The following is a 25,260-nucleotide window of genomic DNA, read 5'->3' on the forward strand; positions in this document are numbered from 1 at the left end:
AGCCTCAAGCACTACAAGGTGCTGCACGAGCAGAACGTCATCCTGTCGGTGGTGACGGCGCCGCAGCCGGTGGTGCCGGACAGCGACCGCGTCAAGATGGAGACGGTCAACGAGCTGTTCATGCGGGTGACGCTGACCTTCGGCTACATGGAGCAGCCGAACATCCCGCGCGCGCTGGCGATCTGCCGCAAGCAGGGCTGGAAGTTCGATATCATGACGACCTCGTTCTTCCTGTCGCGGCGCTCGCTGAAAGCCTCGCCCAATTCCGGCATGCCGGTCTGGCAGGACAGGCTGTTCATCGGCCTTGCGCGTACCGCGGCGGACGCGACCGAGTACTTCCAGATCCCCACGGGGCGCGTCGTCGAGATCGGCACGCAGGTGGCGATATAGAGAGAGGCCGCGCCCGCAAGGAGCGCGACCTTCACACTGCGGCAGCCGTTCGCAATGCTGCCGGCCTCAGCCGAGCAATGCGGCCTTGTTTGCCTCCACGAACTCCTTGAGCGTCCGCGACTTGCGGCCCGACAGCGTCTCGACCGCATCGGTCACCATGTCGATACGCCCGGCCCGCGTGTTGGCATCGAAGGAGACGATGATACGGGCGAGGTCCTCCGGAAGACCCGCCGCCTTGACGCCCTCGGTCAGCGCCTCATCCGGCAGTTGAATGACTTCTAGCGGTTTGCCGGTGACTTCGCTTACCAGTGCGGCGATCTCCCCCGTGGTGTAAGCCTGCGGACCGGTCAGTGTATAGATCTGGCTCGCCTTCGAATCGGAAGCCAGGCCTGCGGCAATCGCAGCGGCCATGTCGTCGCGGGAGCCATGGGCGATGCGCCCGTCGCCTGCCGAAGTGTACCACTTGCCCGACGAAAGGGCGTGTGGCAGCGCCATGAACAGGTTCTCCTGATACCAGCCATTGCGGAAGATCGTGTAAGGGATACCGCTGGCCTTGATCGCCTGCTCCGTTCCGTAGTGATCTCCGGAGAAGAGAACCGGCGAGCCCGGCTCGGGATTGGGCATCGAGGTGTAGAGAAGATGGGCGACGCCGGCCTGCTTGGCCGCGGCGACGGCCGCTTCATGCTGCTTGAGACGCCGGCCGCTTTTAAGCTCGAGCTCGCCGGTCGAGATGATCAACACACGGTCGGCGCCAGCAAACGCCTTCTCCAGCGAGGCGGCGTCGTTGAAGTCTGCCGCCCTGACGGTGACACCGAGCGCCGCCAGGTCGACGAGATTTTCCGGATCGCGGGTGGTGGTGATGATGCGTGAGGGCGTGACTTTTTGCGCTTCGAGCAAATGGCGGATGACGCCACGGCCAAGCTGGCCGGAGGCGCCGGTAACGAGAAGGGTTTCGGTCATAGATAGATCCTGATTTTGCGCCGGGAGGCGGGTGCTATTGGTGGTCTCAAAAAGAGACCAGCACTAAATTAGGAATTGACCAGCCGGCGTAAAGAAGGCAGTTTTTCGGGAGGTAGGCACAGCCAGGGAACCGGCGATGGACAGCAAATTCGTCAATCTGAAATCCAAGATCGAGATCTACAAGGCCATGACGGAGGGCGCCAATTTGGCCGACTGCCCGGTTCGCGACGTGTTGCAGGGCATCAACGGCAAATGGAGTTCGTTGCTTGTTATGGCGCTTGCGGAAAAACCCTATCGTTTCGGCGAGCTGCGGCGGCTGGTGCCCGACATCTCACAGCGCATGCTCACCCAGACGCTGTATGAGCTGCAGCGCGACGGTTATGTCCATCGCCAGGTATTCCCGACCAAGCCGCCGAGCGTCGAGTATAGCCTTACCGATCTGGGCCGATCGATGTTGGTTCCCTTGTATCAACTCGTCCAGTGGGCGGAACTCAACCATGACGCGGTGCGCGAAGCGCGGGCAGCCTTCGATGCCCGAGCCTGAGGCCCGGTCTCTTCCGCGATAGCGTCAATGCGCCAAGTTGATTTGGCGCTGCCCATGAGGAATTGTGCCCGCAGATTGGGTCTGGGCGGGCCATGGACAAAACTTACGACATCGCGATTGCCGGCGCCGGTCCGGCGGGGCTGGCCGCCGCGCTCTATCTCAAACGGGCAGGGCATAAGGTCACCGTCTTCGAACGGTTCGACGAGCCGAAGCCGGTCGGTTCGGGTCTGATCCTGCAGCCGACCGGACTGACTGTGCTCGCCGATCTCGGCTTGCTCGACGAGATCCTGTCGCTGGGAAGCCGCATTGAGCGGCTGCACGGCACGGACGCGAAGAGCGGACGCACGGTGCTCGATGTCCGCTACGGCGCGCGACGCGGCGGCCGCTTCGGACTCGCGGTGCATCGAGCGGCCCTTTTCGGCGTGCTGTATCGCGCTGCGCAGCGTGAAGCGATAGCGATCCAAACCAAGACTGAAATCGAGACTCTGGAGATCGGCGAACAGCCGAGGCTGGTTTGCGGCAATGGACAACGGCTGGGACCATTCGAAATGGTCGTCGATGCCAGCGGCGCGCGCTCCAGGCTGCGACAGAACCTTGGCGGCGCCGCAATGCCACGGCCACTCGCCTATGGCGCCTTCTGGGCTTCTCTCGGCTGGCGCAACGGCTTCGACAAAAGGGCGCTGCTGCAGCGCTACGACAAGGCAAGCATCATGGTCGGCGTGCTGCCGATCGGCCGGCCGGAACCGGACGCCGAAGAGATGGCCGCTTTCTTCTGGAGCCTGAAGCCGGCCGACGTCGAGAACATCCAAAGGGCAGGGCTCGACGCCTGGAAGGCGAGGGTGGTCTCAGTGTGGCCAGAATGCGAGGTCTTCACCCGCCAGGTTGAGAATTTCGAGCAGCTTTCACTGGCTCGCTATGGCCACCACACCATGAAGCTACCGACCGGCCGACGCATGGCGGTGATTGGGGATGCCGCGCATTCGACTAGCCCGCAACTCGGGCAGGGCGCGAATATGGCGCTGCTCGATGCAGCCGCGCTCAGCCAGGCGCTGGCGCGGACGAACGGCATCGACGAAGCGCTGGAAGCCTACGCCCTTGCCCGCCGTTGGCATGTGCGCATCTTCCAGGCGCTGTCATTGGCGCTGACACCGTTCTATCAGTCCGACTCGGCGGCGCTGCCGCTGGTCCGCGACCGGCTGGTGGCGATGCTGGCCAAAGTCCCGCCGGGCCCGCAATTCCTCGCCGCCATGGTCGCCGGGACGGTGATCGACCCGTTCAGGCGGATCGGGCTTGCGGAATTTCGGTGGCCTGCAGCCGAATGATCTCGGAAAGATAGGATCCCTTCGCCCGCAGAAAGGCCAGCAGCCGCCGTGGATAGTCGGCGCCGACTGCGTCCTTCACTGATTGCCGCGTGCTCAAAGCATCGCGCCACGCCTGAACACGAAGCTTGCCAGCGAGAATGCCGAAATCGCCGATGCCGTCAAATGTGTCGAAGTAGCGGAAGATCGGCCCGTAGACGGCATCGACCAGCGAGAGACGATCGCCGGCGAACCATGGGCCGCTTTGCCTTGCCGACAATTCCGCCTCCACACGCGCGAACATTTCGGACAGGGCCTTGCTTTCCGCGAAAAAAGCGGCTCCGTCGGCAGCGGAATAGAAGCGGCCTATGGCGTTGAGGATGGCCGAGCCGAATTCGATCCAGGCACGGTGCCTGGCCCGTATCAGCGGATCGGCAGGATGCAATGGATTGGCCTCGGTGTCCTCGAGAAACTCCAGGATGACCGCGGATTCGAAGATCACTTCGTCACTATTTTGGACGCGCAACAGCGGCACCTTGCCGAGCGGGGAGATCGCCCTGAACCAGTCAGGCTTGTTGGAAAGATCGACGTCGACACGTTCGAACGGCACGCCTTTCTCGGCAAGCGAGATAGCGGCGCGCTGGACGTAGGGGCACAGGTGATGGCTGACGAGGGTGAGTTTTGTCGTCATCTCACTCTCCCCAGACATAGTTCAGGGCGCCATCCTCGACGCGGGTCGACAGGAACATCAGGCGTGAGCCCTTCGGCGCCGGGCCGTTGATCCGTTCGCCGTTTTCCATATCGAATTTGGCGCCATGCCACTGGCACACGAAGGCGCCGTCCTCGCAGGCGAGCGGCCCGCCGAAGTGCAGGCAGGCGTTGGCCGCGGCACGGATGCGCTCGCCGCTGCGCCAGACATGGACCTCGCGTCCGAAGAAAGGCGCGACAAGGCTGCCGGTTTGCGGAATGTCGGCGATCTTGCAGATTTCATGTTTCACAGCATGTCTCCTTTAAATGCAATTGCATCTATATGGATGCATCTGCATCGATCGTCAAGCTTGATGCAATTGCATCTATCGAATAGGCTGCAGCGATGACGAAGAAGTCTCCTTCACCCGAAGCCATCAAAGCCTGGGGCCGGCTGATGCGCGTGTCGCGCCAGCTGATCGAAAAGACCGAGGACGCACTGAAGGCTGGCGGGCTGCCGCCGCTCGCCTGGTACGACGTGCTGCATGAGCTTGCCGAGGCCGGCGAGGGGGGATTGCGGCCCTTCGAGTTGATCGATCGCGTGCTCTTGGCGCAGTATAACGTTTCGCGGCTCTTGGCCCGGCTCGAGGCGGAGGGCCTGGTGGAAAAGCTGCCTGTCTCCGATGATGGCCGCGGCCAGACCGTGCGCATCACGCCGGCCGGCCGGGAGACGCGGCGCCGTATTTGGGCGGTCTACGGCGCTGCCATCACCGATCTGATGGGCTGCAAGCTCTCCGCCAAGGAGATGGAAGCGCTGGGCGATTTGCTCGGGCGGCTGCGTGTTCCCCGGATTGGCGAGTAGCCGCGAGGCCTCTCGGCGCGCCTCGTCTCGATTTTCGGCAATAGCCCTTGCGTTGGACGACAGAATGCGCAATAAAGCCGAACCGTAACGTACGGTACGGCTTCAGTGCCCGCCTACAAGGAAACGGGGAAAGCGTGTTGCAGCCTGCTCCCGAGATCGACAACAGCGAGGCCTTGACCGAGCGGCAGCAGGCCGTTCTGGACGCGGTGCTGCGTCTCCTGGTCGAGGAGGGCGACAGCCTGACCATGACCGCGGTGGCGCGGCGGGCAAGCTGCTCAAAGGAAACGCTCTACAAATGGTTCGGCGATCGCGACGGGCTGCTGACGGCGACGGTCCAATGGCAGGCCTCGAAGGTGCGCGTGGCGCAAGTCGACCGCAAGGGGCTCGACCTCGCTTCGCTGACGACAAGCCTCGAACGTTTCGCCTCCGACTGGCTGAAGGTGATCTCCAGCGATACCTCGGTCGCGCTGAATCGCGTCGCTGTCGGCCGTGCCGGTCCAATCAAGCGCAAAGAGGGTAAGGATGACCTCGGCGCCATCGTATTGCAGAATGGGCGTTTCGCGCTTGCCAGGCGTTTGAAACCGGTATTGGAAGCAGGCCGACAGGCCGGGCTGCTCCACTTCGAGGACGCCGAGACGGCGTTCCGCACTTTTTTCGGGCTGGTCGCCCGCGACGTGCAGATCCGGCTTTTGCTGGGCGACCGACTGGAATCGACTGAGGCGACGATCGGCGGCGATGCCGTACGCGCGACGCAGCAGTTTCTCGCTCTTTTCGGAGCAAACAACCGGCCGCAAGGCCCTGGAGGCGGATGATTTCAGGTCATGTCGGCCTGAAATCTGAATCCGGCTCCAAATCAAAGAGATAGAGCATGATGTCGTCCGAAAACCGCTTCACACTTTTCGGCATCGTGGTCTGAACGTCAAACGGGAAGGAAGACGAAATGCGTGTTTATTACGATCGTGACGCCGATCTCAATCTGATCAAGGGCAAGAAGGTCGCCATCATCGGCTATGGCAGCCAGGGCCGGGCGCATGCGCTCAACCTGAAGGATTCCGGCGTCAAGGAGATTGCCATCGGCCTCAAGCCGGGGTCGGCGACCGCCAAGAAGGTCGAGGCCGACGGGCTGAAAGTGATGAGCGTGGCGGATATCGCCAAGTGGGCCGACCTGATGATGATGGCGACGCCCGACGAATTGCAGGCCGACATCTACAAGAACGAGATCGCGCCGAACATCCGCGATGGCGCCGCGATCGCCTTTGCGCACGGCCTCAATGTGCACTTCGGGCTCATCGAGCCCAAGGCTTCGGTTGACGTTGTCATGATCGCGCCGAAGGGTCCCGGCCACACCGTGCGCGGTGAATACCAGAAGGGCGGCGGTGTGCCGTGCCTGGTCGCCGTCAACCAGGACGCCTCGGGCAACGCGCTCGATCTGGCGCTCTCCTACGCCTGCGGCGTCGGCGGCGGCCGCTCGGGCATCATCGAGACCAATTTCCGCGAGGAATGCGAGACGGACCTGTTCGGCGAGCAGGTGGTGTTGTGCGGCGGCCTGGTCGAACTCATCCGCGCGGGCTTCGAGACGCTGGTGGAAGCCGGCTATGCGCCGGAAATGGCTTATTTCGAGTGCCTTCACGAGGTGAAGCTGATCGTCGATCTCATCTATGAGGGCGGCATCGCCAACATGAACTACTCGATCTCGAACACCGCCGAATGGGGCGAATATGTCTCGGGCCCGCGCATCATCACCGCCGAGACCAAGGCCGAGATGAAGCGCGTGCTGAAGGACATCCAGACCGGCAAGTTCACCTCGGAATGGATGCAGGAGTACCGTGCCGGTCTCGCACGCTTCAAGGGCATCCGCCGCAACAATGACAGCCATCAGATCGAAGAGGTCGGCGCCAAGCTGCGCGCAATGATGCCGTGGATCGCCAAGAACAAGCTGGTCGACAAGGCCAAGAACTAAAGCGACCCGCGCTCCATTGCCTTGCGCGTCCTCGGGCTTTGCCCTGCGGTCGCGCGGGGCGATCGCCAAGAACAAGCTGGTCGACAAGGCCAAGAACTAAAGCGATCCACGCTCCGTTGCCTTGCGCGTCCTCGGGCTTTGCCCTGCGGTCGCGCTGGGGCGATCGCCAAGAACAGCCGGGCGACAAGGCCAAGAACGAAATTCCATGGCTGGTTGATCAGAGCCGGCGGAGCGATCCGCCGGCTTTTCGCGCTCTGGTGTTCATGCGATGGAGAAGGGTGCTACACAACGCGCTTCGCTCGGCACGCGCGGGCCGAGGTCACCATCGCCTCAGCCATAGTGCCAATGCGGCTTCGGCTCAGTGCCGGTGAACGCTACGCCGATGCGGCCTTCGCGCCGCCAGCGGACGACCGCCTTGTAGCCGATGCCATCGGTCGGCACATAGAGCAGGAACTCGTCGGGCACGCGCGCTTCGATCGGCACCTTCAATTCGGCTCCGCCGGGGTTCATGTTGCGCACGGTGCACTTCACCTCGGAATTGGTGATGCCGGTCAGGATTGCGGCGCCCTTGAGCACGCGCTGCCGGTGCTTGGCTCTGATTTCGTTTTCGGCCATGGCGGGCCTGTCCTCGCAATCGCTGCGTTGCGATCCTGATGTGGGCGTCAGCCCGGATGGATAGATGCCCCTCATGAATTTACAGTTATCGCTTGGGCAGGGAGGATGCGGAACTGCCAAATAAAACGGCGCCAGATCTGGCGCCGTTCCGTTCCTATGCCGATGGGCGGCTCAGATGTAGGGCGAGATGCACTGGCGACGCGGGCCATAGTTGGGCTGGAACGTGTTGTCCCAGGCCCGATACGACCGGTAGCGATTGTAGCACCAGCGGACATGCGCCCTGGAGAGCCGCTCGGTCCGGTAGATCCGCCTCGGCTGGTAATAACGCGGATAGGGATCATAATAGTAAGGGTCGTAGTAGTTGTTGTAGGCGAGGCTGCCCAGGCCTAGGCCGAGTCCCAGCCCAAGAAGCGCCGCGCTACCATTGTCGAAATGCCGATGACGATGACGGTGCCGCCAGCGCCAATTGCCATCCCAATTGCCGTTGTCCCAGTTGCGGGAGAAATTGCGTGCGCGGAAGCCATCGTTCCGCCATCTGAAGTCACCTCCACGGCGCCAGCGCCAGTCATACATTTGCTGATTGTTGTTGCCGCCGGCCCAATCGTCGCGAACAGGAATGATCTGCGGTGCGGCCGTGCTGCTCGCCGTCGATAGGTCAGGTTGAAGGATAGGACCGGCAAGCGACGACACCGTCAGGCCCGCAAGAAGACCCAGGGAAATCGCCCCGGATCCGAGAGAAGACAAGAGCGGTTTCATTTCACTCTCCAAGGACTAAGGGCCCCACGCCGAGCACACCCCGGAAGAGGCCTATTAATGGGACTTTTCATCTGAACGGAAGATGAACAGAAAGGTTCCGTAAACCATCCCGAGCGGGCCTGGCTCTTGTCTTCGTCTTGGCTTCTAGGCAAAGGTCTCGGCCATGTCGCTGCGCCTGGCCACTTTCAACGTCGAGAACCTGATGAACAGGTTCGATTTTTCCGGTTATCGAAACCAGCTCAATGAGGATCGCACTCTGGCGCTGTTCGATATCCAGAGCGAGGCCGAGTACACGGCGCTCGAGCAGGCGCGCACAATCGCCCAATCGGACGACACGCGGCAGCTGACCGCGCTCGCGATCGCTGCAACCCGCGCGGACATCATCTGCATGCAGGAAGTCGACAATATCGAGGCGCTGAAGGCCTTCGAATACGGCTATCTGTTCAAGATGATCGGCCAAGGCTACCGCCAAAAGTACACCACTGCCGGCAATGACACTCGCGGCATCGACGTCGCGGTGATGATGCGCAGCGAGACCGCGCAGGGCCAGCCGATCGAGTTCGTGCGCATGACCAGCCATGCCTATGTCACCTTCGAACAGTTCGGCCTGTTCACGCAGGAACTCGCGACGCTCGGGCATCTGGCGACTGACCGCATCTTCCGGCGCGACTGCCTCGAAATCGATCTGACTGTCGGCGGCGTGCCGCTGACGCTCTATCTCGTGCATTTCAAGTCGATGGGCTCGCCGCGCAACGGGCTCGATGGCCGCGAGGCGACCATGCCGCTGCGCATCGCCGAGGCGCAGGCCGTCCGCCGCATCATCGAGGATCGCTTCGGCAAGGACCATGCCGCCGGCAAGCGCTGGGCGATCTGCGGCGATATGAACGACTACCGGCAACGGGTGAAGATCGAGGGCGACAGTTTCGACGGCTATCGCTTCCATGTGGTCGACGAAGCCCAATCATCGATCAATGTGCTCACCGCCGGCGGTTTCTGCGAGAATGTCGTTGAACGGCGGCCGGAGATGGACCGTTGGAGCTTCTATCACACGCGCGGCCCGGAAGAGCGGCACCTGTGCCAGCTCGATTACATCTTGCTGTCGAAAGCGCTGGCGGCGAAGAACGCCACGGCTGTTCCGGACATCATCCGTAACGGCCAACCCTGGCGAACCATTTTTCCCGCGGGACAGGAGGTCGAGCGTTACCCGCGCGCCGGCTGGGATCGGCCGAAGGCCTCGGACCATTGCCCGGTTGTTATTACACTGGACATGGCCTGACCGTGAGTTTCGATCTGCCGCGCAACGTCATCCTGCCGGTCGACGAAGTCGACGTGCGGCTCGATCCCGCGCCGCATCCCTTCGAACAAGGCAACCGGGCTGCGATCGCCGAAAACTGGCGAAGCGAGACGAGCGCAAAGCCGGCGCTCTATGACGGAACCGTGGTGCTGCTTTCGGCGCTCGGCTATCGCGACAACAGGCTCACCGGCCGCTGCCATGCCGTGAAGTACTCGACGTTCATGCTGTGGCGCAAGAACCGCGCGCTGAGCGGCGCCGAGCACGCTTACGCGCACGCCATGCTGGTCGCCGGCGACAATGCGCTGGTGGCGATCCGCATGGGCTCGCACACGGTCAATGCCGGCCGGATCTACTTCGCCGCCGGCTCGTTCGAGCCGATCGATTTCCGTGACGGTCTCGTCGATGTCGACTTCAACATGGTCCGCGAGGTGGCCGAGGAAACCGGACTCGACCTTTCGGGAGCCGAACGTGGCCGGCGCTATCACGCCCTGTCAGCCCCAAGTGGCACGGTGATCTTCCGCCGCTATCATGTCCCCGAGCCGGCCGAGGAGATCGCGCGGCGCATTAATGCCTTCATCGCCGCCGAAGCGGAGCCGGAGATCGAGGGGCCGGTCGTCATCCGCAATGCGGACAATCTCCCGGACGGTCTGATGGGTCACATGAAGCCGCTCATCGAATGGCATTTTGCGGGCCGCGATTAGCTTTGCTGCCAAGCTATGATTTGGCCGCCTTGCGATCGTTGCGGGCGGCAACGAAAAACAGGATCAGGCAAAGGCCGAGAAAGCCGCCCATCGCCATGCCCATCGTCTGGCCGACGACTTCCTGGAAATTGGCGGCGACGCGATCAGGATTGGCCAGCCCATAGCGGGCCAGATACCACCAGATGCCGCCCAGCATGGCTTCGACAGCCACCGCTGCAAGGATCACACGCGCCTTCTTGCTCATCCGCCTGGTTCCCGATGCTGCCCTAGTGCCCGGTCTACCATCGGCTGTGGTCGAGCAACAGATCGAATGCGCCGACTTTGCCTATTCATGCCTCAGGGCTTCGATAGGGTCGAGCCTTGCACCGCGCAGCGCGGGGAAGAATCCGAACACCATGCCGATCAGCGCCGAGAACCCGACAGCGAGCAGGATGACCGCCGGGCTCGGCGCAAAGGGTATGGTCAGCGTCGCCGCGGCGAGGCCGGCGAGCGTCAGCCCGATCAGGATGCCAATGATGCCGCCGAGCAGCGACAGCACCGTCGCCTCGACCAGGAACTGGATCAGGATGTGCTTCTCATGCGCGCCGATCGCCAGCCTGATGCCGATCTCGCGGGTGCGCTCGGTGACCGACACCAGCATGATGTTCATGATGCCGATGCCTCCGACCAGCAAGCTGACGCCGGCGACCGCGCCCAGCATGCCGGTCATCGTGGTGGTGGCGCTGGCCATCGCGTCGGCTATCTGGGTCATATCGCGGATCGAGAAATCGGGATCGCGGTCCGGCGTGATGCGGCGCGTGTCGCGCAGGATGTCCTCGACGCGGGGCTGCAACTCGGTGGTCGGCGTGCGGTCGTCGGCGGCGATGTAGATCGAGTCGATGTCGCGGTTGCCGGCGATGCGCCGCTGGTAGGCGGCAAGCGGCATCAGCACGACATTGTCCTGGTCCTGGCCGAAACCGGTATAGCCCTTGGGTTCGAGGAGGCCGATGATCCTGCAGGAGGTGCGGTTGACGCGGATGACCTCGCCCTCGGGATCGCCGGCACCGAAGAACTGCTGGCGCACCGTCTCGCCGATCAGGCAGACGCCGGCGCCGGCCCGGGTTTCGGAATCGCTGAACGGGCGACCGGAGACGAGCTTCCAGTCACGCGCGTCGAGATAGGTGCTGTCCGTTCCAGTGACGCCGGACGTCAAGCTCTCCGTGCCGAAGATGACGCGGACCTGCTTCTGCGAGGCTGGGGCGATCGCGCGGGCGCCGCTGAGATGCGCCACGAGCGCTGCGAGATCTTTTGCGGCGAGGGGACGCGTGATCTGGTCGAGCCCGCCCGGCCCGCCTGGTCCGGCAGGGCGGCCGGAGCGGACGACCAAGAGGTTGCTGCCAAGCTTGGAGATGTCGGCCTTGACCTTCTCGGTGGTGCCGGAGCCGATGGTCAGCATCGCGATGACGGCGGCAACGCCGATGACGATCCCGAGCAGCGTCAGGAAGGAGCGCAGCACGTTCCTGCGGATGGAGATCAGCGAAAGGCGGATGGTCTCCCAGATCATGCTGCCTCCGCGTTCACGGTGTCGGAGGCGACATGGCCATCGAGGAAGCGCACGGTGCGCTCGGCATAGGCGGCGACATCGGCCTCGTGCGTGACCATGGCGATGGTGAGGCCGAGCTCGGCGTTGAGCCTGGTCAGCAATTCCATGATCTCATGCGTGCGCGCGCTGTCGAGATTGCCTGTCGGCTCGTCGGCGACGAGCAGCGTCGGCCTGGTGACGATGGCGCGCGCGATCGCCACGCGCTGCTGCTGGCCGCCGGAGAGTTCGGCCGGCGTGTGATGTTCGCGTCCGGTGAGGCCGACCTCAGCCAGCGCCCGCATGGCGAGTTGGCGACGCTCGCGCGCGGCAACGCCGCGATAGATCAGCGGCAGTTCGACGTTTTCTGCCGCCGTGGTGCGCGGCAGAAGGTTATAGCCTTGGAAGACGAAGCCGACATAGAGATTGCGCAGCAGGGCACGGCGGTTGCGGTCGAGCCGGCCGGCATCGATGCCCATGAAGCTGTAGGTTCCGGCCGTCGGCGTGTCGAGGCAGCCGATGATGTTCATGGCCGTCGACTTGCCCGAGCCGGACGGACCCATGATGGCGACGAACTCGCCCCGGCGGATCGCGAGGTCGACACCGGCGAGCGCGTGCACGCGCGCCTCGCCCTCCCCGTAGCTCTTCCAGACTTTTTCGAAAGTGATGAGCAGGGGAGCCGACATCACATCAGCTCCGCTGCTGCGAGCCGGTGATGATCTCAGCGCCTTCGTCGAGCCCGGACGTGATCTCGGTCAATTCGCCGTCGGTCGAGCCTATCCTGACGTTCACCGGACGCGGCCGGCCGTTTTCCAGCACATAGAGCGTGCGCGAGCCGTCGGTCGGCGCCTTCGTCACCTCTCGCTGCCGCCAGTTGGGGCGACCCATGCGGCCGGTGAAGAGATCGCGCAGGCTCCAGCCGCGGGCCATTTGCTGCGCCGGGCGATAGCGGAAGGCGGTGGCCGGCACGGTAAGCACGCCCTTGGCCTGTCTGGTGACCACCGAGACGGTGGCGGTCATGCCGGGCCTCAGCAGCAGCTCGCTGTTGTCGACCTCCAGCCTTGCGTTGTAGGTGACGACGCCGTCGGTGGTGACCGAGGCGTAGGAAATGTCGCGGATCTCGGCATCGAAGGGACGATCCGGGAAGGCATCGACGGTGAAGCGGGCATGCTGGCCGGGCTTGACCGTGCCGATATCGGCTTCGTCCACCGCCGCCTGCAGTTCCATGTTGCGCAAGTCGGCGGCGATGACGAACAGCACCGGCGCCTGCAGCGAGGATGCGACCGTCTGGCCGGGATCGACCGAACGCGTCAGCACGATGCCGTCGATCGGCGCATAGATTGTGCTTTTGGCTAGATCGGTCTGTTGCGCCTTGAGGTCGGCCTGGGCAATGGCGAGATTGGCCTCGGCGCTGTCCAGCGCCGCCTTGGAGCGGTCGCGCGTCGCGGTCGCTGCTTCGAGCGATTGGTCGGTCGCCATGCCGCGCTTGGTAAGCTCGCTCGCCCGGGTAAGCGCATTCTCGTCTTCCTGCAGCGTGACCTTGGCGTTCTCGATGGCGGCGGTAGCCGCCTTGGCCGAGGCGGTGGCGCGCTCGATCTGCACCTCGAGCTTGGCGGTGTCGAGTGTCGCCAGCACGTCGCCCTTCTTCACCTGCTGGTTCTCGTTGACCGCAACAGAGCGGACGACGCCGGACAGCTCGCTGGAGATGTCGACCTGCGTCAGCGGTTGCAGCGTGCCGGTGGCGGACACTGCAACGGTAAGGTCGGCGATGGCCGCCGGGACCGTGGTATACTCGATCCTGGGCGGGGAGGCTGCATACCACTGGTAGCCGCCGATGCCGGCAGCGACCAACGCGAGCGTCAACACCGCAAAGAGCCAGCCGCGCCGGCGCTTGCGGTTCATGCCCTTGCGGTCGAGACCGAGAGCCGCCTCGATGGAAGGATCGGATTCGGCCTTTGGCGGATTGACAAGCTGGTCCACCCCGGACCCCTATAGTGAAAAAATCGATGTCCCTATCTTGCACAGATCAGGCTTCGAGCTTCGAATTTCAAATTAAATTTCGCTCATGTTGGGGCTGGGCGCAGACATTCGAGGCGGAGGCAGAAGGTTTTCTCCATGGCGCGCAATTACTTGCTTTACGATGTGTTTACGACCGAAAAGCTGGCCGGGAATCCCGTCGCCGTGGTGCTCGACTGTGAGGGTCTGGACACCGCGGCCATGCAGGCCATCGCGCGCGAGTTCAACCTCTCCGAGACGGTCTTCGTGCTGCCGCCCGACAATCCCAAGCACCGCAATCGGATCCGCATCTTCACGCCCGACTACGAAATGCCGTTCGCCGGCCATCCGACGGTCGGCACGGCGATCGCCCTGGCGGAACTGGCAGGCGAGGCGGCAGGCATCTTCGTGCTGGAGGAGAATATCGGCCCCGTGCGTTGCGCGGTGAGCAAGCACGACGGTTCCACCTTCGCGGAGTTCGATCTCGCGAAACTGCCGGAGCAGTTGGAGCTCAAAGCCGACCCGGAAGCAATCGGAGCAGCGCTTGGCCTCGCTCCGCACGAGCTCGGCTTCGAGAATCACCGCGTCTCCTTCTGGTCGGCTGGCGTGCCCTACGTCATGATTCCGGTTGCAGGCCTGGAAGAGGCGGCACGGGCCAGGCTGGACAACCAGGCTTGGTCGGAACTCGCGCCGCGCAAAAGCGAATGGGCCTTCGCCAGCCCCTATATCTATTGCCGCGAGACGCTGCACCACGACAGCGCCTTCCATGTGCGCATGATCGTGCCCGGCAATCCCTCCTACGAGGACCCCGCGACCGGTTCGGCGGCAGCGGCTTTTGCTGGCGCGATCATGCATTTCGACGGCCCGACCGACGGCATTTCGCAGCTCTGGATCGAGCAGGGACTGGAGATGGGCAGGCCGTCGCGTATCCGGCTCGAGCTCAATGTCGACGGCGGAAAACTGGCCTCCGCGCGCATTGGCGGCCATGCGGTCAAAGTCGCGGAAGGCAAGTTAACCCTCTGACAGCTGCGGCAATTCGGTGATTTCTCGGGAAATGATCCGGCAGGGCTGGACATAGCCGAAACCGGCGGCTATATGCGCCGCCGACGCTGGGTTTTCCCGGCAGTGTGGGTGTGTAGCTCAGTTGGTAGAGCAGCTGACTCTTAATCAGCGGGTCCACAGTTCGATCCTGTGCACACCCACCATTCGAACCCCTGACATATCAATTGCTTGCAGGCATTCCCTGAAAACGCTGTGAGGAACAGGCAGGGAACATGAGCCGGTCTTGGGACCGGCTCACGGCTCACGTGAGCTTTTCAGGCGGCGGCCCTGAGCTCATCCAGTTTCGCGGAAGCCTTCTGCAGGCGTTCCCTGGCCAGATAGAGTAGCGTCACACAAGCGCCGTTCAGCGCCTGGTGCTGTTCCGGCTCGGCCTCGAGGCGGATGAAAACGAGGGCGTCCAGGATGCCCTCGATCTCGCTGTTGTAGAGATCAATGCTATTAAAATGCTCGTCCATTTCCTTCACGCGTGTTGGCTTCGCTGGACCCCTCGCACGGCCCGGCGTTGCTGGTTGGAATGCGAACTTAAAACCACGCGTCAGCCGCTTCTTCCCGTCCCGTCAGGAAGCCGCATGACCCTTCCACGGTCTTGCTCGTCCCGCTTCTTCGGCGGGATGGGCGCAATGCTAGCGGGTAGAGCGCGCCAATCAATCACGAACAGTTGCACCAATTAATCTAAGTGTGAACAGCGGGGATAAGTGGGCGCTGTTGTGGGCATTTTTACCCACGGTGTGGGCCGATTTCCCCGCGATCCGCTTTCAGCCATAAAATCGATATGACCAGCCGCCTTGATTCTCACATCCGCCTGACGCCGGAGCTCAAAAAGAAGCTGAAAGTTGCGGCGGCCGAGAACGGGCGCAGCTTCAACGAAGAGGTCGCGGCCAGGCTGGAGGGATCGTTCGAACTTACCAGCGACACGCGCGGGAACGTAAAGAAGCTGTTGGCCCAGGCGATGACGGAGTTGGACGGCGGCGGCTAGGTCAGCAACACGGTCAGATAACAGCCCACGACCGTAAAATGATTTCGCACGGTATTGCCGCAAGCCAGGCACCGCAGATGCCGGCCGACATACCGCAGTTGCTCGCCGGCGCCGTGCCGCTGCTCTATCCGGTGTCGATCGACTGGGCCGACATGCCGACAGAGGATGCAGCGGCCGCCCAGGATGTAGGTTTCCGGGATGTCACGGAAGCTGATGGCATAGTAAGCCTTGCCCGGCACGGCGTCGAAAAGCGGATCCATCGTTCCGATTTCGTTCCGACCGCCAGCGCCGTCAAGCAGTCAAGGAAAATTTTCCCAACATGATCAACCCGTCACACAACGCATTTCCCGAAGAATCGAACCTGATCGGCCTTATGGTCATAGGCTACAGTGAACTCGACATATGCCTTTGCTTCATCGGCGGGCTGGCTGTAGGCGAAAAATGGGCGGTTCTCGATGCCATTCACACCATCGAGAACGAAGGAACACGGCTCGATCTGGTCAATCGGTTGGTTAGGCACAAGATGGTCGAGCGAGGATTTGAAGCCAAATTTGGCGAAGCGATCGGAGCTCTACGCTTTTGCAAGGGACTTCGAAATCAATACGCACACGCACAATGGGTGCACCATAGCGGAAAGCTCCTTTTCACGAACGCCAGAGATATCCCGTGGAAGGCGGATGGCATCATTCGATGGAAGTCCACGAACCTCGAGCTCCTGAAACAGCAGGAGGCCTATTTTGAATATACGAGAAAATGCCTGATGTGGCTCGAGGCCGCTTTTGCTTGGCCGGAGCGTTCTCTTGTGTGGCCTGAACATATGGACCAGCCCCCACGGCAAGAGGCCGACGAATGGAACGGCCAATCAGCGCCTGGGTGCTAGGTAGGCTTGTCGCGCAATGGCTTCTTGCGCGGCGGCGGCCGGCTGGCCGCGACGGCAGACTGGCGGACGGTGACGGGCTGGCCGATCGAGACCGTGACTGTGCCCAGATCGTCGTCGACGCGCACCGCTTCGCGCGTGAGCTCGAGCTTGTCACCGACCTTCGACTTGGGCGGCACGGCCATGGAAAACGGGTGATCGTAGCCGGTGATCCGGACGCTGGCGCGGCCGCCCTCGAGCAGCTTGACGATCGTGATCTCGAGCGTGACCTCGTCGCCTATGTCAATGTCCTGCGCCATCCCGAGAGGATGGCGCGGCCGTCGCCGGCGTCAAGTTCTAGTCGCGACGATCCTTGAGCAACTGCAAGGCGGGCTTAGCAAGGCCCACGTCGTACCGATCCGCGACAGCCTGGCACTTTTCGATTGTCTCGAGCCCGGCCGCCTCGAGTAGATCTGCCGCGATATCATCATGGCTGTGTTCGCTGCAGAGCCATCCTGCGGCGAACACAATACCGGCTCCCGACCCGCGCTTCATCGTGCAGTCCTCCGCCACTTCTCCATCCTGGCCATACCGGAGCGAGCGAGCTCGGGATGTAGGCCGAAATAGTGTTTCAGGATCTCGTCGATCGACTTCAAGCTGTGGCCAGTGATCGAGGCGATCTCCCATTTTGTGCAACCGGCCAGCGCCAACCAGGTCACGGCGGTGTCGCGCAGGTCCTGGTCGTGGAAGTCGGCCAGGCTCGGCATCGGCTTCAAACCGGCCGCGTCCATCACGGCGCGCACGTCGACCTTGCCGAGCAGCTGGACGGCCATCGGCGTTGGCGCGTTCTTGCCCTCGACCTTTTCCAGCGTGCCGAACGCTGCAGCGTGGCGCAGGACGCGGAAGGCTTTGCGATAGCGGTGATCGTCCCACGGCCGGCGCAGCCGCTCGTCGATCAGCACGTGGGCATAGTTGAGGCGCCAGTCGGACCGGCGTTTAGCCGCGGCGACGACGCGATCGCGCAGGATCTCGACCATCGGGATCAACAGGGGCTGGCCGCCCTTCTTGCGTTGGTGAAACAGAATGCCCTCGCTGGTGATCTTGCTGTCCTCGAGGGCGAGGCGATCGGCTTGGCGCTGCGCCGTATAGAGGCCGAGCGTGACGCTGTCGCCAATATCGGGGAAGCCGAGCGCATCGCAGACCGCGACCAGATGCACCATTTCGGCGATCGAGCCGACGCGGATCCGTGGCTCGAGCACCGGCAGGGTGTCCTCGAGGCCGGCGACCGGATTGTGCCTGACGATGTAGCCGCCGGCCTTGGAGCGGCCGAACCCATAGGCGGCCGAGATCATGGCGCGCAGCGCGCGCGCCTGGGCGAGCCCGTGCTTGACCTCGACCTTGTCCAGGATCCCGGTCAGCACCTTCGGCGTCACATCGTCGGCCGGCTCGTGCCAGGCCGCGCCGTCCTCCAGCTGCTCGAGCACGCGCGCCGAGCCCTTGTAGCCGCGCACGGTGGCGGCCGCGAGCGGCTTGCGGCGCTTCTTGCCGTCGATGATCGGCACGCCCTTCATACGCGGGTTCTTGTCGAGGAAGGCCTCGACGAGCTGGCTGATGGTGGTGACGCCGGCGAGCCTTGCGCGCTCGGCCGCGTTGGCGAGCTTCTTTGGCGTCGTCTCGCCGGCGGCGATCGCTGCGCGCTTCTCCGCGATCTCGAGCTCGCGCCGCTTCGACCAGGCGATCGCCTCATCGAGCGAGAACCACGGGCCGGATTTGCCATGGCGAAGATCTTCGCCCTTGTAGCCGAGCTTGCGCAGGCTCTCCGGCGGAATGAAGCGCGGCCGGCCGTCGCGCCAGGTGACAAGCGGGATCTTGATCTCGACCTTGCCCATGCGGTGCCCCTCGCGCGGTTGCAGTCTGGAACTGGCGAACATGGCGAAGTCCTTTCGTGATGTCAAAACGGCCTGTGGATCGATCGTCAGGCCCAGCCTTCGATGAACTTGACCAGGGCGCCGTGCAGCTGATTGCGATCGCCTTCCGGATCCGGCTCGCCATGCATAATTTCGCAAGCCAGCTTGGCGGCATCGCAAAGCTTTTCCACCGGGTCAGCGTCGGGATGGAAGGTCGAATTCAGCCATTCGCCGTCGCGGGCGAACCGCAGCAATTCGGCGAGAGCGTCGGCGGCTTGTTGGGCCGCTGCGACCGCCAAGGCCTGTTTCTCGATCTCAGTAAGCAGCATGTCCAAGGTGGGCTCCTGATAAGAAATTGGCGGGTGCCATTCACGGCCACCCGCCCAAGGTTCTCGCCGAACTCTCGTCGACGGCGAGGTTGATAAGGCCCGGCGGGTACGCTGGTGGGAGGACCATCCCGCCGGGCCGATCCCTTCAAGCGGGATCTAACGGGTTGTGCCGCTCGGGCAGGTGCTCGTAGCGGACAGCGAAACCGACGCGGCGCGGCATCGGCCGCCAGTGCGCCGCCTCGACGCCAGCGGCGAGCACCACCGCCAGGCCGACGCCGATCGCGAGCATGAGAAGGGCGTCGTTCACGTGACGATCCTCCGAGCGTCGACACGTAGCGCGGCCTCGTCGAGGCGGCGCTGCGCGGCGTTGCGCCAGTTCCGCAGCAGGCCGGCGGCACCGCTGGTGCAGGAAGACTGGACGCCGGCGAGCTGCAGATAGTCGCCTGGGCCGCTGGCGCTCCATGTCGCGCCGTGCTCGTTCTGCAGCGACGCAAGGATCGTGCGCGCGGCGCGATCGTGCGCCCGGCATTCCTCGTAGGCATCTTCGAGCTTTGGCATCGTCGAAAGGACGGCCAGGCCGGCATCGACGACGTCGATCGCGCGCTTGACCTGCGCAATGTCCAGCTTGCGCTTCATGCGCGCCTCCTTTGCGTGCGGCGCTCGACCATCACGTTGTAGGTGGCCACGCCGGCGCCGGTGAGAACGAGCTTGCTGCCCTTCGCGCTGATGGTGTCGAGCCGCACCAGGCCGTGGCCGATGAGTGAGGCGGCTAGCGCGCGGGTGATACGATGAGGCCGGCGGCCGTAGTAGCCGCTGGTATTGCCGTAAAGGTCGTGGTCATGGATCATTTCGACAGCGGCGCGCTCGGTCGCCGTCAGGGCGCGCGGGTCGATCATCCGAACATCCTTTCAAGCTTCGTCGGCCCTTTGGTCACGGCCGCCGGCGGCGTGTCGTCATTGCTGGCGAGCTGGCCGTTGTGCTCGAGCCAGCGCACGATCGCCGGCTTCGACCAGCCGTTGAGCCCGGGCAGTTTCTTGGGGAAGCCGGCCGCCTCGAGGGCGCGGCGTTTACGGGAAAAGCTCTCGCGGCAGCGGTAGCGCAGCAGTGCTGCGACCTCTGTCGAGCTGATCACCAGCGCATTGGTCATCGCAAATCACCTCGCAAATCAGTTGCGAGGCGAAAAATGACCCGATGTGTGCTTTAATGCAACTGCCTTTTTAAAAAATGCAAAAGGCGAGTGATTTCCGTTTCACGTGGAACGTTTCGTCTTGAGGCGTTCGACCTCAAACGACACGACACTTTCGAATTGTTCAGCCTTGCCGTTTCCGGCCTTTGCCAGCCAGTCCGCGAGCTCGACGACAGCGCGCGCCACGTCCGCCGGTCCTGCCAGCTGCAGCGCCTGCTTGCGGTGCATGGCCGCGATCGTCTGTTCCACGGCTTCCCGAAACGCCTGGTAGTCCGGAGAGACAGGCGGCGAGACGCCGAACTTGCGAACGATCTTGTCGATCGTCGTGGACGACAGGGCGTGCGGATGATCTTCGTTGGCGACGAGCCTGGTCAGCGTCGTCGGCACCATGCCGGCCTGCTTGGCGATCTGCGTCGGCGTGAGATCGAGTTGCCGGGAAATTTCCAAAGCCCATTCCCGATGCAGCCGGACCAACGCCCTGGCTGCATTCGAGGATCCCTCATCCTTCGTCATCCGCCGTACTCCAACAATCGGGAGTGAAGGATGCGTTACGGGGATAGCCGACGCGACTTGCACAAACACACTTGACACAACAAAGCCAAATCAGATTTGGGTTGCATAAATGCACATATGTCGAGCGAAAGCGCAATGCAAAATCGCATGGAAATCCTTACGAGTGAAGCCATTGCCGAGCGTGCCACCGCGATCGGCGTGCCGATTTCGAAGCTGGCGGTAGAGGCCGGCCTTGCCGCGTCGACGTCGTCGCGCTGGCGAACCGGCGGCGGCTCGACGTTGCGGACCCTGCGCGCCGTGCAGCGCGTGCTCGAGGCGCGCGAACGGGCTTTGCTGCTTTCCCTGATCGAACTGCATCCGGATCTCGCCGAACGGAGGGCTGCATGAACGGGCTGCAGATGAGGGACGGATTTCGCGAGATCGTCTCGGGCTGGATGCTGGTCGACGACTTCGACGATCTGACCGATCGCATAGAGCGCTCGGCTCTTTGGGCGAAAGAGAACGGGCCGCTGCTGCTCGACGAGGAGGCGACCGTCAAATGCATGATCGAGACGCAAATCGCACGCGGCCTCTCGCGCGGCGACTTCGACGATTTGCGCCGTCTGATGGGCTGCAGGAGCGCGCAATCGAAAGTGCGACCTGATGGCGGCTGCTTGGCGTGTCCCGCCGTCCAGGGCGAGGCCTGCAGGCTGGCGGAGGTAATGCTGAAATGAGCGCCTGGTTCCGCCGCGCCTGCGATCGCGCGTTCAATCTCGGCCTCTCGCTCGGCGAGCTCACCCGGCGCTGCCACGGCGCCACCGATCGGCGCGATATGGTCGAGGCCGTCGTCGATATGGAAGCTGCCATGCAGACGACGCGCACGCTGCGCTGCTTCGCCGTCCAGGACGTCAGCCCGGGCGAACTCGCCGAGCGCGCGGCCAGCGGCTTCCTCGATCAGAAAAAGGCGCGCGCATGAACTGGTCGCCGGCGATGCGCGCGACCCGGCGCGAGAAACTGCAGCACCAGCAGCTGAGCCTGCTCGACCAGGATGTGTTGAACTTCGACCTTTTCGCCGGCGATCGGGAAAACGTCCGGCTGATCGAAAACCGCATGGTGGTGACAAGGAAGCCGCATGACTGCGTGCTGTGCGGCGAGGGGATCCCGGTCAAGAGCCGCGTGCGGGCGCAAAGCGAGTGTCGCGACGACAACAGGGTGATGACGTTCTACGTCTGCGAACCCTGCTGCCGCGCAATCGGCCTGTCCTTCACCGATGACGGCAAAGCGCTCGAGGCGCGCATTCAGATGAGGCGCGCGGCATGAGAACATCAATGCGCTTCGCCACGGCCGACGTCTTCACCGGCCAATACAAAGATCGGCCGACATTCATTGCCGCCATTCTCGGCCGCCTGCAGGTGGCGGCGCTGCAGGACGGCTGGATCGGAACCCAGCTCTTTGACGCCGACTGGATTGAGAAAAAGGGCGAGCCGCCGATGGCCGTGATCTCGCTGCGGCCTGGCGAGGGCGCGGCCACGGTCGCCGACGTGCGGCAATACCTCGTCGACAAGAAACGCGCCGAAAGGAAGGCTGCATGAGCGACAAACTTCCGATCATCGAACAACTGCACAACGCCGATGGCGATCGGGCGCGCGCCGACGTGCTGCTGCGCTGCCCGGATGCCGTGCTGCTGAAATTCGAAACGGTATTCCTCAACGCCTGCCGGCATTTCCCCGCCGGCGAGCTGTTCGTGCTGCAGAGGACAAACGCCATGCGCGCAGTGCGCTCGGCCGCCGGCGGTTTGCCGGGCGCGCTGGCGCTCGAGCTCGAGACGTTGCGCGCCGAACTCTCGGCCTACGCCGCCGGCGCGCCGGTGCAGAAGGAAGATCCGGAAGCCGCGAAGCTGTGGCCGCTCGACGCGCCGCAGCTCGGTCAGGCGAAAGGGCCGCCCTCGATCGACATCTGACCATTTCGTTGCGTGTTGCTTTTGCGTCCTGGGATCCGCCGGTTTTTTGCCTGGCCGGTGGCTCCCTGCGAGCCGGCTTCGCCCCAAAGGCCGGCTCGCTCCCCTTTCAGGCGCTCCAATGGGTGGGACATGCCGCGCAAAAACAAGAATGCAGAGAAGCCACGGCGAAAGCCTTATCGGGCCGATGCCACGGCCGAGCTCGAGCGGATCGAGAAGAAACGCGAGCACCTGGGCGTCACGCTGGCGGATCTCGCCAGCCGGGCCGGACTGACTGAACGAACCCTCACCAACATGCGGCGGCACAAGCGCGCCTTTCCCCGCCAGATCAGGGCGCTGACCTATGCGCTCCGGACGATCGCGCGCGAGCTCGAGGCGGAAGGCGACACGCTATGAAGCTGCAAAAGCAATTGTTTCGTCATGCGCCTGACAAAGGGGTCTTTGGCGACTGCTACCGGACTGCGGTGGCGTGCATCCTCGATCTCGAAGCAGACCAGGTGCCGCACGTGCATCGCTCGATCACCGGTCTGGAACAGGGCGAGCTCATCGACGGCTTTCTGGCGGGCCTTGGCGTCACTAGGCTGTCCATCCCTTTCTCAATCGAAGGTGTGCAAGCGGCGCTCGATAACGCGAGCCATTGGAGCAAGGGCCTACCGTACCTCTTTTCCGGGACGAGCCGGAACGGGACCGGTCATGTCGTTGTCGCGCATGGAAACAGGATCATCTGCGATCCTTCCCTGGATGACAGCGGCATCGTCGGCCCTATGGATGACGGGTTCTACTGGGTCGACTGGCTTGTTCTGTCTGCTGAAACACGAGGCGCTGCATCATGACGCGCCTGATCGAGCGCGCGGGACACATAGCGGCGATCGGCGTCAACGCCGTGGTCGAGGCCTCCGGCCTGGCGGCTGACCTGCGCCGGCCGGTGGCACTCTACCTCCTGACGGTCGGCTGCAATCTGCCAGGCGCCACCGTGGCCGCGATCGTCGGCTGCACCAAGCAGAACGTCTCAAAGCATCTGCGCCGCGTGGAGGACGCGCGCGAGGACGCGCAATTTGACCAGGCGCTCGAGCGGCTGGAACGGCAACTCTTTGGAGGAACATGATGGAAGCGATCGAACCCACGGCGGAGCAGATCGCCGAACGCGAGCGCCAGGCGATGATCAGCCAGGAAGGACAAACCCGCGAATTCCGCGACGCGATCAAGCAGGCGCTGAACACCGTCAATCTCGAGATCGCGGCGAATGGCGGACAGCCGGCCGTCGACGCGGTCATGGCGGCGCTGATGTCCCTGCAGGCGGAGTTCATCGCCATGGCGCCGCACCGCTACGCCAGGCGCATGCAGATCAAGGAGATCGAGCGGGAACTGCCGCGCCTGGTCGCGCTCCGGACCGGCTGCGCGCACTGATGCGGGAAGATCGCGGCAACAGTGGCGAGAAGATCGACGGCGTCAAATACTCGACGACGCCGCCTGTCGGCGTCGAGCTGATGCAGTTTTTCGACCGCCTGCCGCCGAACATTCGCCGCGTCATCGCTGCAGCGCCGTTCAATTATGACACGGTGAAGATCGCCCATGCGCTCGACGACGGTTTCCCGCCGCGTCGCATGGAAATCGACCTGATCCATTCGTCGCACGAATTCACCGAACGGGCCTATGAGGAACGCGGCTTCGACCCATTCGCCGCTCGAGCTCTGGCCCGACACGCCCTGGTCGATCTCAGATGAGCTCGCGGTTTCGCCTGGTGAAGGACAAGCTGCAGGGCGACATCAAGTCGGTGATCGCCGACGTGTTCGGCTCGGTCAATGCCAACCCCAAGCGCCGCAAGCGGCTGCGCTGGGCGCTGATCAATCCGTGGAGCTCGTCGAAGTCGGCGAACCTGCATGTCTATCTGACCGGCGCGCGCGCCGGCGGCTGGAAGGATTTCACGACTGGCGAGACGGGCGACATCATCGACCTGGTGGCGTTCGGCAAGGAAGGCCTGGTCAGCCCGGACAGCCGCATGCGCGTGATCGAATGGGCGGAGGACCGCTACGGGATCCGCAAGCTCGACGCGAAAACGCGCGCCATCATGGACAAGCAAGCCGCCGATCGGCGCGAGCTCGCCGAAAAAGCGGCCGTCGAAAGCCAGGCCGAGCAGCGCGAGCGGGTGCGCAAGACGTTCTATGCCTGTCAGGCGAAGATCCTGGGCACGCCGGTCGAGACGTATCTAGCGACGCGTGGCGTCGTGCTGGCCGACGTGCCTCACATCACGCCGGCGTTTCGCTTCCGGCCGGACTGCGAATACTGGCCGCTGGCGCCGACCGATGGCGAGGGCCAGCGGCTCGGTCGAGGCCCGCTCTTTCCCGCAATGGTCTCGGCGATGGTGTCGGGCGACGGCCGGCTGAACGCGCTGCACCTGACCTTCATCGATCATGATGGCATGCGCAAGGCGCCGGTGCGCGAGCTCGGCGCGCGGCAGGGCCTCGACCCGAAAGACATCAACGAAAAGCTGTTCAAGGGCGACGTCCAGGGCTTTGTCATCCGCTGCACGAACGGGCCGTCCGGGCTCTCGGCCGAGCGCGCTGCAGAGGCCGGCGTGACCGGGATCTGCGGTATCACGGAAGGCATAGAGGACGCGCTGTCGGCGGCCGTCGCGCATCCCGCCTTGCGCATGTGGTCGGCAGGATCGCTGTCGGGCCTCCTTCATATTCACGACCATCCGGCGGTCAGCGCCTGGATCGTCTTCAAAGACAACGACTGGGGCAAGCCACAGGCGGCCGCGCTGTTCGATCGCGCGGTAGCCCGGCTCCGGTCGTTCAAGAAGCCCGTAGAGGTGCTGGCGATGCCGGCAGACTGGGGCAAGGACGTCAACGACGCTCTCAACCAAGAGGACTAA

Annotated in this window: 43 protein-coding genes and 1 tRNA gene; 24 read left to right on the forward strand and 20 right to left on the reverse strand. The window is 63.6% G+C overall.

Going from position 1 to position 25,260, the window contains the following annotated elements; translation table 11 throughout:
* On the forward strand, positions 1 to 390 hold a 390-nt coding region (locus tag EN818_RS15225; protein ID WP_189523974.1), incomplete at its 5' end, for a KUP/HAK/KT family potassium transporter.
* A gap of 66 nt (positions 391 to 456) precedes the next feature.
* Here the strand turns inward: EN818_RS15225 and EN818_RS15230 are convergent.
* Positions 457 to 1,350, reverse strand: a complete 894-nt coding sequence (locus EN818_RS15230; protein WP_095809460.1) for an SDR family oxidoreductase — start codon at positions 1,348 to 1,350, stop codon at positions 457 to 459.
* A 136-nt stretch (positions 1,351 to 1,486) separates the two neighbouring features.
* Between EN818_RS15230 and EN818_RS15235 the strand changes: the two genes are divergently transcribed.
* Both EN818_RS15235 and EN818_RS15240 read left to right on the forward strand, forming a co-directional pair.
* Complete coding sequence (locus EN818_RS15235; RefSeq protein WP_095809459.1) at positions 1,487 to 1,894, forward strand: helix-turn-helix domain-containing protein; 408 nt, start codon at positions 1,487 to 1,489, stop codon at positions 1,892 to 1,894.
* A 92-nt stretch (positions 1,895 to 1,986) separates the two neighbouring features.
* Positions 1,987 to 3,216 carry an NAD(P)/FAD-dependent oxidoreductase gene (locus EN818_RS15240; protein ID WP_095809458.1) on the forward strand — a complete coding sequence of 410 codons (1,230 nt, stop codon included), beginning with the start codon at positions 1,987 to 1,989 and terminating at the stop codon, positions 3,214 to 3,216.
* Here EN818_RS15240 and EN818_RS15245 read toward each other — a convergent pair.
* Together EN818_RS15245 and EN818_RS15250 are read right to left on the reverse strand one after the other, a co-directional pair.
* Positions 3,170 to 3,883 carry a glutathione S-transferase family protein gene (locus EN818_RS15245; protein WP_165350016.1) on the reverse strand — a complete coding sequence of 238 codons (714 nt, stop codon included), beginning with the start codon at positions 3,881 to 3,883 and terminating at the stop codon, positions 3,170 to 3,172. The genes EN818_RS15240 and EN818_RS15245 overlap by 47 nt on opposite strands.
* A 1-nt stretch (position 3,884) precedes the next feature.
* Positions 3,885 to 4,190 (reverse strand): Rieske (2Fe-2S) protein, encoded by a 306-nt coding sequence (locus tag EN818_RS15250; RefSeq protein WP_095809456.1) that lies wholly within the window; start codon positions 4,188 to 4,190, stop codon positions 3,885 to 3,887.
* 95 nt (positions 4,191 to 4,285) lie between these two features.
* Between EN818_RS15250 and EN818_RS15255 the strand changes: the two genes are divergently transcribed.
* The 3 genes from EN818_RS15255 (at position 4,286) to ilvC (ending at position 6,701) form a co-directional block, all read left to right on the forward strand.
* On the forward strand, positions 4,286 to 4,741 hold the full coding sequence (locus EN818_RS15255; RefSeq protein ID WP_095809455.1) for a MarR family winged helix-turn-helix transcriptional regulator: 456 nt from the start codon (positions 4,286 to 4,288) through the stop codon (positions 4,739 to 4,741).
* Between the two features lie 134 nt (positions 4,742 to 4,875).
* A complete protein-coding gene (locus EN818_RS15260; protein WP_095809454.1) occupies positions 4,876 to 5,553 on the forward strand; it encodes a TetR/AcrR family transcriptional regulator in 678 nt (225 codons plus the stop codon).
* 128 nt (positions 5,554 to 5,681) lie between these two features.
* Complete coding sequence (gene ilvC, locus EN818_RS15265; RefSeq protein ID WP_095809453.1) at positions 5,682 to 6,701, forward strand: ketol-acid reductoisomerase; 1,020 nt, start codon at positions 5,682 to 5,684, stop codon at positions 6,699 to 6,701.
* Positions 6,702 to 7,031: 330 nt separating this feature from the next.
* Here the strand turns inward: ilvC and EN818_RS15270 are convergent, their stop codons facing one another.
* On the reverse strand, positions 7,032 to 7,316 hold the full coding sequence (locus EN818_RS15270) for a PilZ domain-containing protein (RefSeq protein ID WP_095809452.1): 285 nt from the start codon (positions 7,314 to 7,316) through the stop codon (positions 7,032 to 7,034).
* Between the two features lie 171 nt (positions 7,317 to 7,487).
* Positions 7,488 to 8,072, reverse strand: a complete 585-nt coding sequence (locus tag EN818_RS15275) for a BA14K family protein (protein ID WP_095809451.1) — start codon at positions 8,070 to 8,072, stop codon at positions 7,488 to 7,490.
* 163 nt (positions 8,073 to 8,235) lie between these two features.
* Here EN818_RS15275 and EN818_RS15280 point away from each other — a divergent pair, with 163 nt between their 5' ends.
* Positions 8,236 to 9,348 (forward strand): endonuclease/exonuclease/phosphatase family protein, encoded by a 1,113-nt coding sequence (locus EN818_RS15280; RefSeq protein ID WP_135904674.1) that lies wholly within the window; start codon positions 8,236 to 8,238, stop codon positions 9,346 to 9,348.
* 2 nt (positions 9,349 to 9,350) lie between these two features.
* Positions 9,351 to 10,067 carry a hypothetical protein gene (locus tag EN818_RS15285; protein ID WP_095809449.1) on the forward strand — a complete coding sequence of 239 codons (717 nt, stop codon included), beginning with the start codon at positions 9,351 to 9,353 and terminating at the stop codon, positions 10,065 to 10,067.
* 13 nt (positions 10,068 to 10,080) lie between these two features.
* Here the strand turns inward: EN818_RS15285 and EN818_RS15290 are convergent, their stop codons facing one another.
* The 4 genes from EN818_RS15290 to EN818_RS15305 all read right to left on the reverse strand — a co-directional run bounded on the left by EN818_RS15290 (position 10,081) and on the right by EN818_RS15305 (position 13,605).
* The gene (locus tag EN818_RS15290) at positions 10,081 to 10,311 is read right to left on the reverse strand and encodes a hypothetical protein (protein ID WP_095809448.1); all 231 of its coding nucleotides are present in this window, start codon (positions 10,309 to 10,311) and stop codon (positions 10,081 to 10,083) included.
* 81 nt (positions 10,312 to 10,392) lie between these two features.
* Positions 10,393 to 11,610: an ABC transporter permease gene (locus EN818_RS15295; protein ID WP_095809447.1), complete on the reverse strand. Its 1,218-nt coding sequence runs from the start codon at positions 11,608 to 11,610 to the stop codon at positions 10,393 to 10,395.
* On the reverse strand, positions 11,607 to 12,311 hold the full coding sequence (locus EN818_RS15300) for an ABC transporter ATP-binding protein (RefSeq protein WP_095809446.1): 705 nt from the start codon (positions 12,309 to 12,311) through the stop codon (positions 11,607 to 11,609). The genes EN818_RS15295 and EN818_RS15300 overlap by 4 nt, the downstream gene beginning before the upstream one ends.
* 4 nt (positions 12,312 to 12,315) lie before the next feature.
* Positions 12,316 to 13,605, reverse strand: coding sequence for an efflux RND transporter periplasmic adaptor subunit (locus EN818_RS15305; protein WP_095809445.1), 1,290 nt, complete (start codon positions 13,603 to 13,605; stop codon positions 12,316 to 12,318).
* A gap of 135 nt (positions 13,606 to 13,740) precedes the next feature.
* Here EN818_RS15305 and EN818_RS15310 point away from each other — a divergent pair, with 135 nt between their 5' ends.
* Together EN818_RS15310 and EN818_RS15315 are read left to right on the forward strand one after the other, a co-directional pair.
* Positions 13,741 to 14,643, forward strand: coding sequence for a PhzF family phenazine biosynthesis protein (locus EN818_RS15310; protein ID WP_095809444.1), 903 nt, complete (start codon positions 13,741 to 13,743; stop codon positions 14,641 to 14,643).
* A 106-nt stretch (positions 14,644 to 14,749) separates the two neighbouring features.
* Positions 14,750 to 14,825: transfer RNA gene (locus EN818_RS15315), tRNA-Lys, on the forward strand.
* 111 nt (positions 14,826 to 14,936) lie between these two features.
* Here the strand turns inward: EN818_RS15315 and EN818_RS15320 are convergent.
* Positions 14,937 to 15,146, reverse strand: coding sequence for a hypothetical protein (locus EN818_RS15320; RefSeq protein WP_135904676.1), 210 nt, complete (start codon positions 15,144 to 15,146; stop codon positions 14,937 to 14,939).
* 308 nt (positions 15,147 to 15,454) lie between these two features.
* Here EN818_RS15320 and EN818_RS15325 point away from each other — a divergent pair, with 308 nt between their 5' ends.
* Positions 15,455 to 15,658, forward strand: a complete 204-nt coding sequence (locus EN818_RS15325) for an Arc family DNA-binding protein (RefSeq protein WP_135904678.1) — start codon at positions 15,455 to 15,457, stop codon at positions 15,656 to 15,658.
* Here the strand turns inward: EN818_RS15325 and EN818_RS15330 are convergent.
* On the reverse strand, positions 15,655 to 15,918 hold the full coding sequence (locus EN818_RS15330; RefSeq protein ID WP_135906531.1) for a hypothetical protein: 264 nt from the start codon (positions 15,916 to 15,918) through the stop codon (positions 15,655 to 15,657). The two genes, EN818_RS15325 and EN818_RS15330, sit on opposite strands and share 4 nt — an antisense overlap.
* 59 nt (positions 15,919 to 15,977) lie before the next feature.
* Here EN818_RS15330 and EN818_RS15335 point away from each other — a divergent pair, with 59 nt between their 5' ends.
* Positions 15,978 to 16,538 (forward strand): hypothetical protein, encoded by a 561-nt coding sequence (locus EN818_RS15335; protein ID WP_135904682.1) that lies wholly within the window; start codon positions 15,978 to 15,980, stop codon positions 16,536 to 16,538.
* Here EN818_RS15335 and EN818_RS15340 read toward each other — a convergent pair.
* From EN818_RS15340 to EN818_RS15375, 9 genes are all read right to left on the reverse strand, one after another.
* Positions 16,535 to 16,834, reverse strand: coding sequence for a hypothetical protein (locus EN818_RS15340; RefSeq protein WP_135904684.1), 300 nt, complete (start codon positions 16,832 to 16,834; stop codon positions 16,535 to 16,537). The genes EN818_RS15335 and EN818_RS15340 overlap by 4 nt on opposite strands.
* Before the next feature lie 37 nt (positions 16,835 to 16,871).
* Positions 16,872 to 17,069 carry a hypothetical protein gene (locus tag EN818_RS15345; protein WP_135904686.1) on the reverse strand — a complete coding sequence of 66 codons (198 nt, stop codon included), beginning with the start codon at positions 17,067 to 17,069 and terminating at the stop codon, positions 16,872 to 16,874.
* On the reverse strand, positions 17,066 to 18,445 hold the full coding sequence (locus EN818_RS15350) for a hypothetical protein (protein ID WP_135904688.1): 1,380 nt from the start codon (positions 18,443 to 18,445) through the stop codon (positions 17,066 to 17,068). Before EN818_RS15350 ends, EN818_RS15345 begins: the two co-directional genes overlap by 4 nt.
* Positions 18,446 to 18,489: 44 nt before the next feature.
* A complete protein-coding gene (locus EN818_RS15355; protein WP_135906532.1) occupies positions 18,490 to 18,756 on the reverse strand; it encodes a hypothetical protein in 267 nt (88 codons plus the stop codon).
* A gap of 139 nt (positions 18,757 to 18,895) precedes the next feature.
* Positions 18,896 to 19,057: a hypothetical protein gene (locus EN818_RS32695; protein WP_189523792.1), complete on the reverse strand. Its 162-nt coding sequence runs from the start codon at positions 19,055 to 19,057 to the stop codon at positions 18,896 to 18,898.
* Entirely contained in the window at positions 19,054 to 19,386 is a 333-nt protein-coding gene (locus EN818_RS15360; protein WP_135904692.1) for a hypothetical protein, read from the reverse strand. Before EN818_RS15360 ends, EN818_RS32695 begins: the two co-directional genes overlap by 4 nt.
* On the reverse strand, positions 19,383 to 19,646 hold the full coding sequence (locus EN818_RS15365) for a hypothetical protein (RefSeq protein WP_135904694.1): 264 nt from the start codon (positions 19,644 to 19,646) through the stop codon (positions 19,383 to 19,385). Before EN818_RS15365 ends, EN818_RS15360 begins: the two co-directional genes overlap by 4 nt.
* On the reverse strand, positions 19,643 to 19,897 hold the full coding sequence (locus EN818_RS15370; RefSeq protein ID WP_135904696.1) for a hypothetical protein: 255 nt from the start codon (positions 19,895 to 19,897) through the stop codon (positions 19,643 to 19,645). Before EN818_RS15370 ends, EN818_RS15365 begins: the two co-directional genes overlap by 4 nt.
* A gap of 102 nt (positions 19,898 to 19,999) precedes the next feature.
* Positions 20,000 to 20,449, reverse strand: coding sequence for a hypothetical protein (locus EN818_RS15375; RefSeq protein ID WP_135904698.1), 450 nt, complete (start codon positions 20,447 to 20,449; stop codon positions 20,000 to 20,002).
* A gap of 117 nt (positions 20,450 to 20,566) precedes the next feature.
* Between EN818_RS15375 and EN818_RS15380 the strand changes: the two genes are divergently transcribed.
* From EN818_RS15380 to EN818_RS15435, 12 genes are all read left to right on the forward strand, one after another.
* Entirely contained in the window at positions 20,567 to 20,836 is a 270-nt protein-coding gene (locus tag EN818_RS15380) for a hypothetical protein (protein WP_135904700.1), read from the forward strand.
* On the forward strand, positions 20,833 to 21,162 hold the full coding sequence (locus tag EN818_RS15385; protein ID WP_135904702.1) for a hypothetical protein: 330 nt from the start codon (positions 20,833 to 20,835) through the stop codon (positions 21,160 to 21,162). Before EN818_RS15380 ends, EN818_RS15385 begins: the two co-directional genes overlap by 4 nt.
* Positions 21,159 to 21,404, forward strand: a complete 246-nt coding sequence (locus tag EN818_RS15390; RefSeq protein ID WP_135904704.1) for a hypothetical protein — start codon at positions 21,159 to 21,161, stop codon at positions 21,402 to 21,404. The genes EN818_RS15385 and EN818_RS15390 overlap by 4 nt, the downstream gene beginning before the upstream one ends.
* On the forward strand, positions 21,401 to 21,748 hold the full coding sequence (locus tag EN818_RS15395; protein ID WP_135904706.1) for a hypothetical protein: 348 nt from the start codon (positions 21,401 to 21,403) through the stop codon (positions 21,746 to 21,748). Before EN818_RS15390 ends, EN818_RS15395 begins: the two co-directional genes overlap by 4 nt.
* Positions 21,745 to 22,020 (forward strand): hypothetical protein, encoded by a 276-nt coding sequence (locus EN818_RS15400; protein WP_135904708.1) that lies wholly within the window; start codon positions 21,745 to 21,747, stop codon positions 22,018 to 22,020. The genes EN818_RS15395 and EN818_RS15400 overlap by 4 nt, the downstream gene beginning before the upstream one ends.
* On the forward strand, positions 22,017 to 22,388 hold the full coding sequence (locus EN818_RS15405; RefSeq protein ID WP_135904710.1) for a hypothetical protein: 372 nt from the start codon (positions 22,017 to 22,019) through the stop codon (positions 22,386 to 22,388). Before EN818_RS15400 ends, EN818_RS15405 begins: the two co-directional genes overlap by 4 nt.
* Before the next feature lie 129 nt (positions 22,389 to 22,517).
* Positions 22,518 to 22,781, forward strand: coding sequence for a hypothetical protein (locus EN818_RS15410; RefSeq protein WP_135904712.1), 264 nt, complete (start codon positions 22,518 to 22,520; stop codon positions 22,779 to 22,781).
* Complete coding sequence (locus EN818_RS15415) at positions 22,778 to 23,218, forward strand: hypothetical protein (RefSeq protein WP_135904714.1); 441 nt, start codon at positions 22,778 to 22,780, stop codon at positions 23,216 to 23,218. Before EN818_RS15410 ends, EN818_RS15415 begins: the two co-directional genes overlap by 4 nt.
* The gene (locus tag EN818_RS15420) at positions 23,215 to 23,490 is read left to right on the forward strand and encodes a hypothetical protein (RefSeq protein ID WP_135904716.1); all 276 of its coding nucleotides are present in this window, start codon (positions 23,215 to 23,217) and stop codon (positions 23,488 to 23,490) included. The genes EN818_RS15415 and EN818_RS15420 overlap by 4 nt, the downstream gene beginning before the upstream one ends.
* Entirely contained in the window at positions 23,487 to 23,792 is a 306-nt protein-coding gene (locus tag EN818_RS15425; protein WP_135904718.1) for a hypothetical protein, read from the forward strand. The genes EN818_RS15420 and EN818_RS15425 overlap by 4 nt, the downstream gene beginning before the upstream one ends.
* A complete protein-coding gene (locus EN818_RS15430) occupies positions 23,792 to 24,109 on the forward strand; it encodes a hypothetical protein (protein WP_135904720.1) in 318 nt (105 codons plus the stop codon). The genes EN818_RS15425 and EN818_RS15430 overlap by 1 nt, the downstream gene beginning before the upstream one ends.
* Complete coding sequence (locus tag EN818_RS15435) at positions 24,106 to 25,260, forward strand: toprim domain-containing protein (RefSeq protein ID WP_135904722.1); 1,155 nt, start codon at positions 24,106 to 24,108, stop codon at positions 25,258 to 25,260. Before EN818_RS15430 ends, EN818_RS15435 begins: the two co-directional genes overlap by 4 nt.

This window comes from Mesorhizobium sp. M3A.F.Ca.ET.175.01.1.1, from assembly GCF_004791945.1.
Taxonomy (GTDB): domain Bacteria; phylum Pseudomonadota; class Alphaproteobacteria; order Rhizobiales; family Rhizobiaceae; genus Mesorhizobium.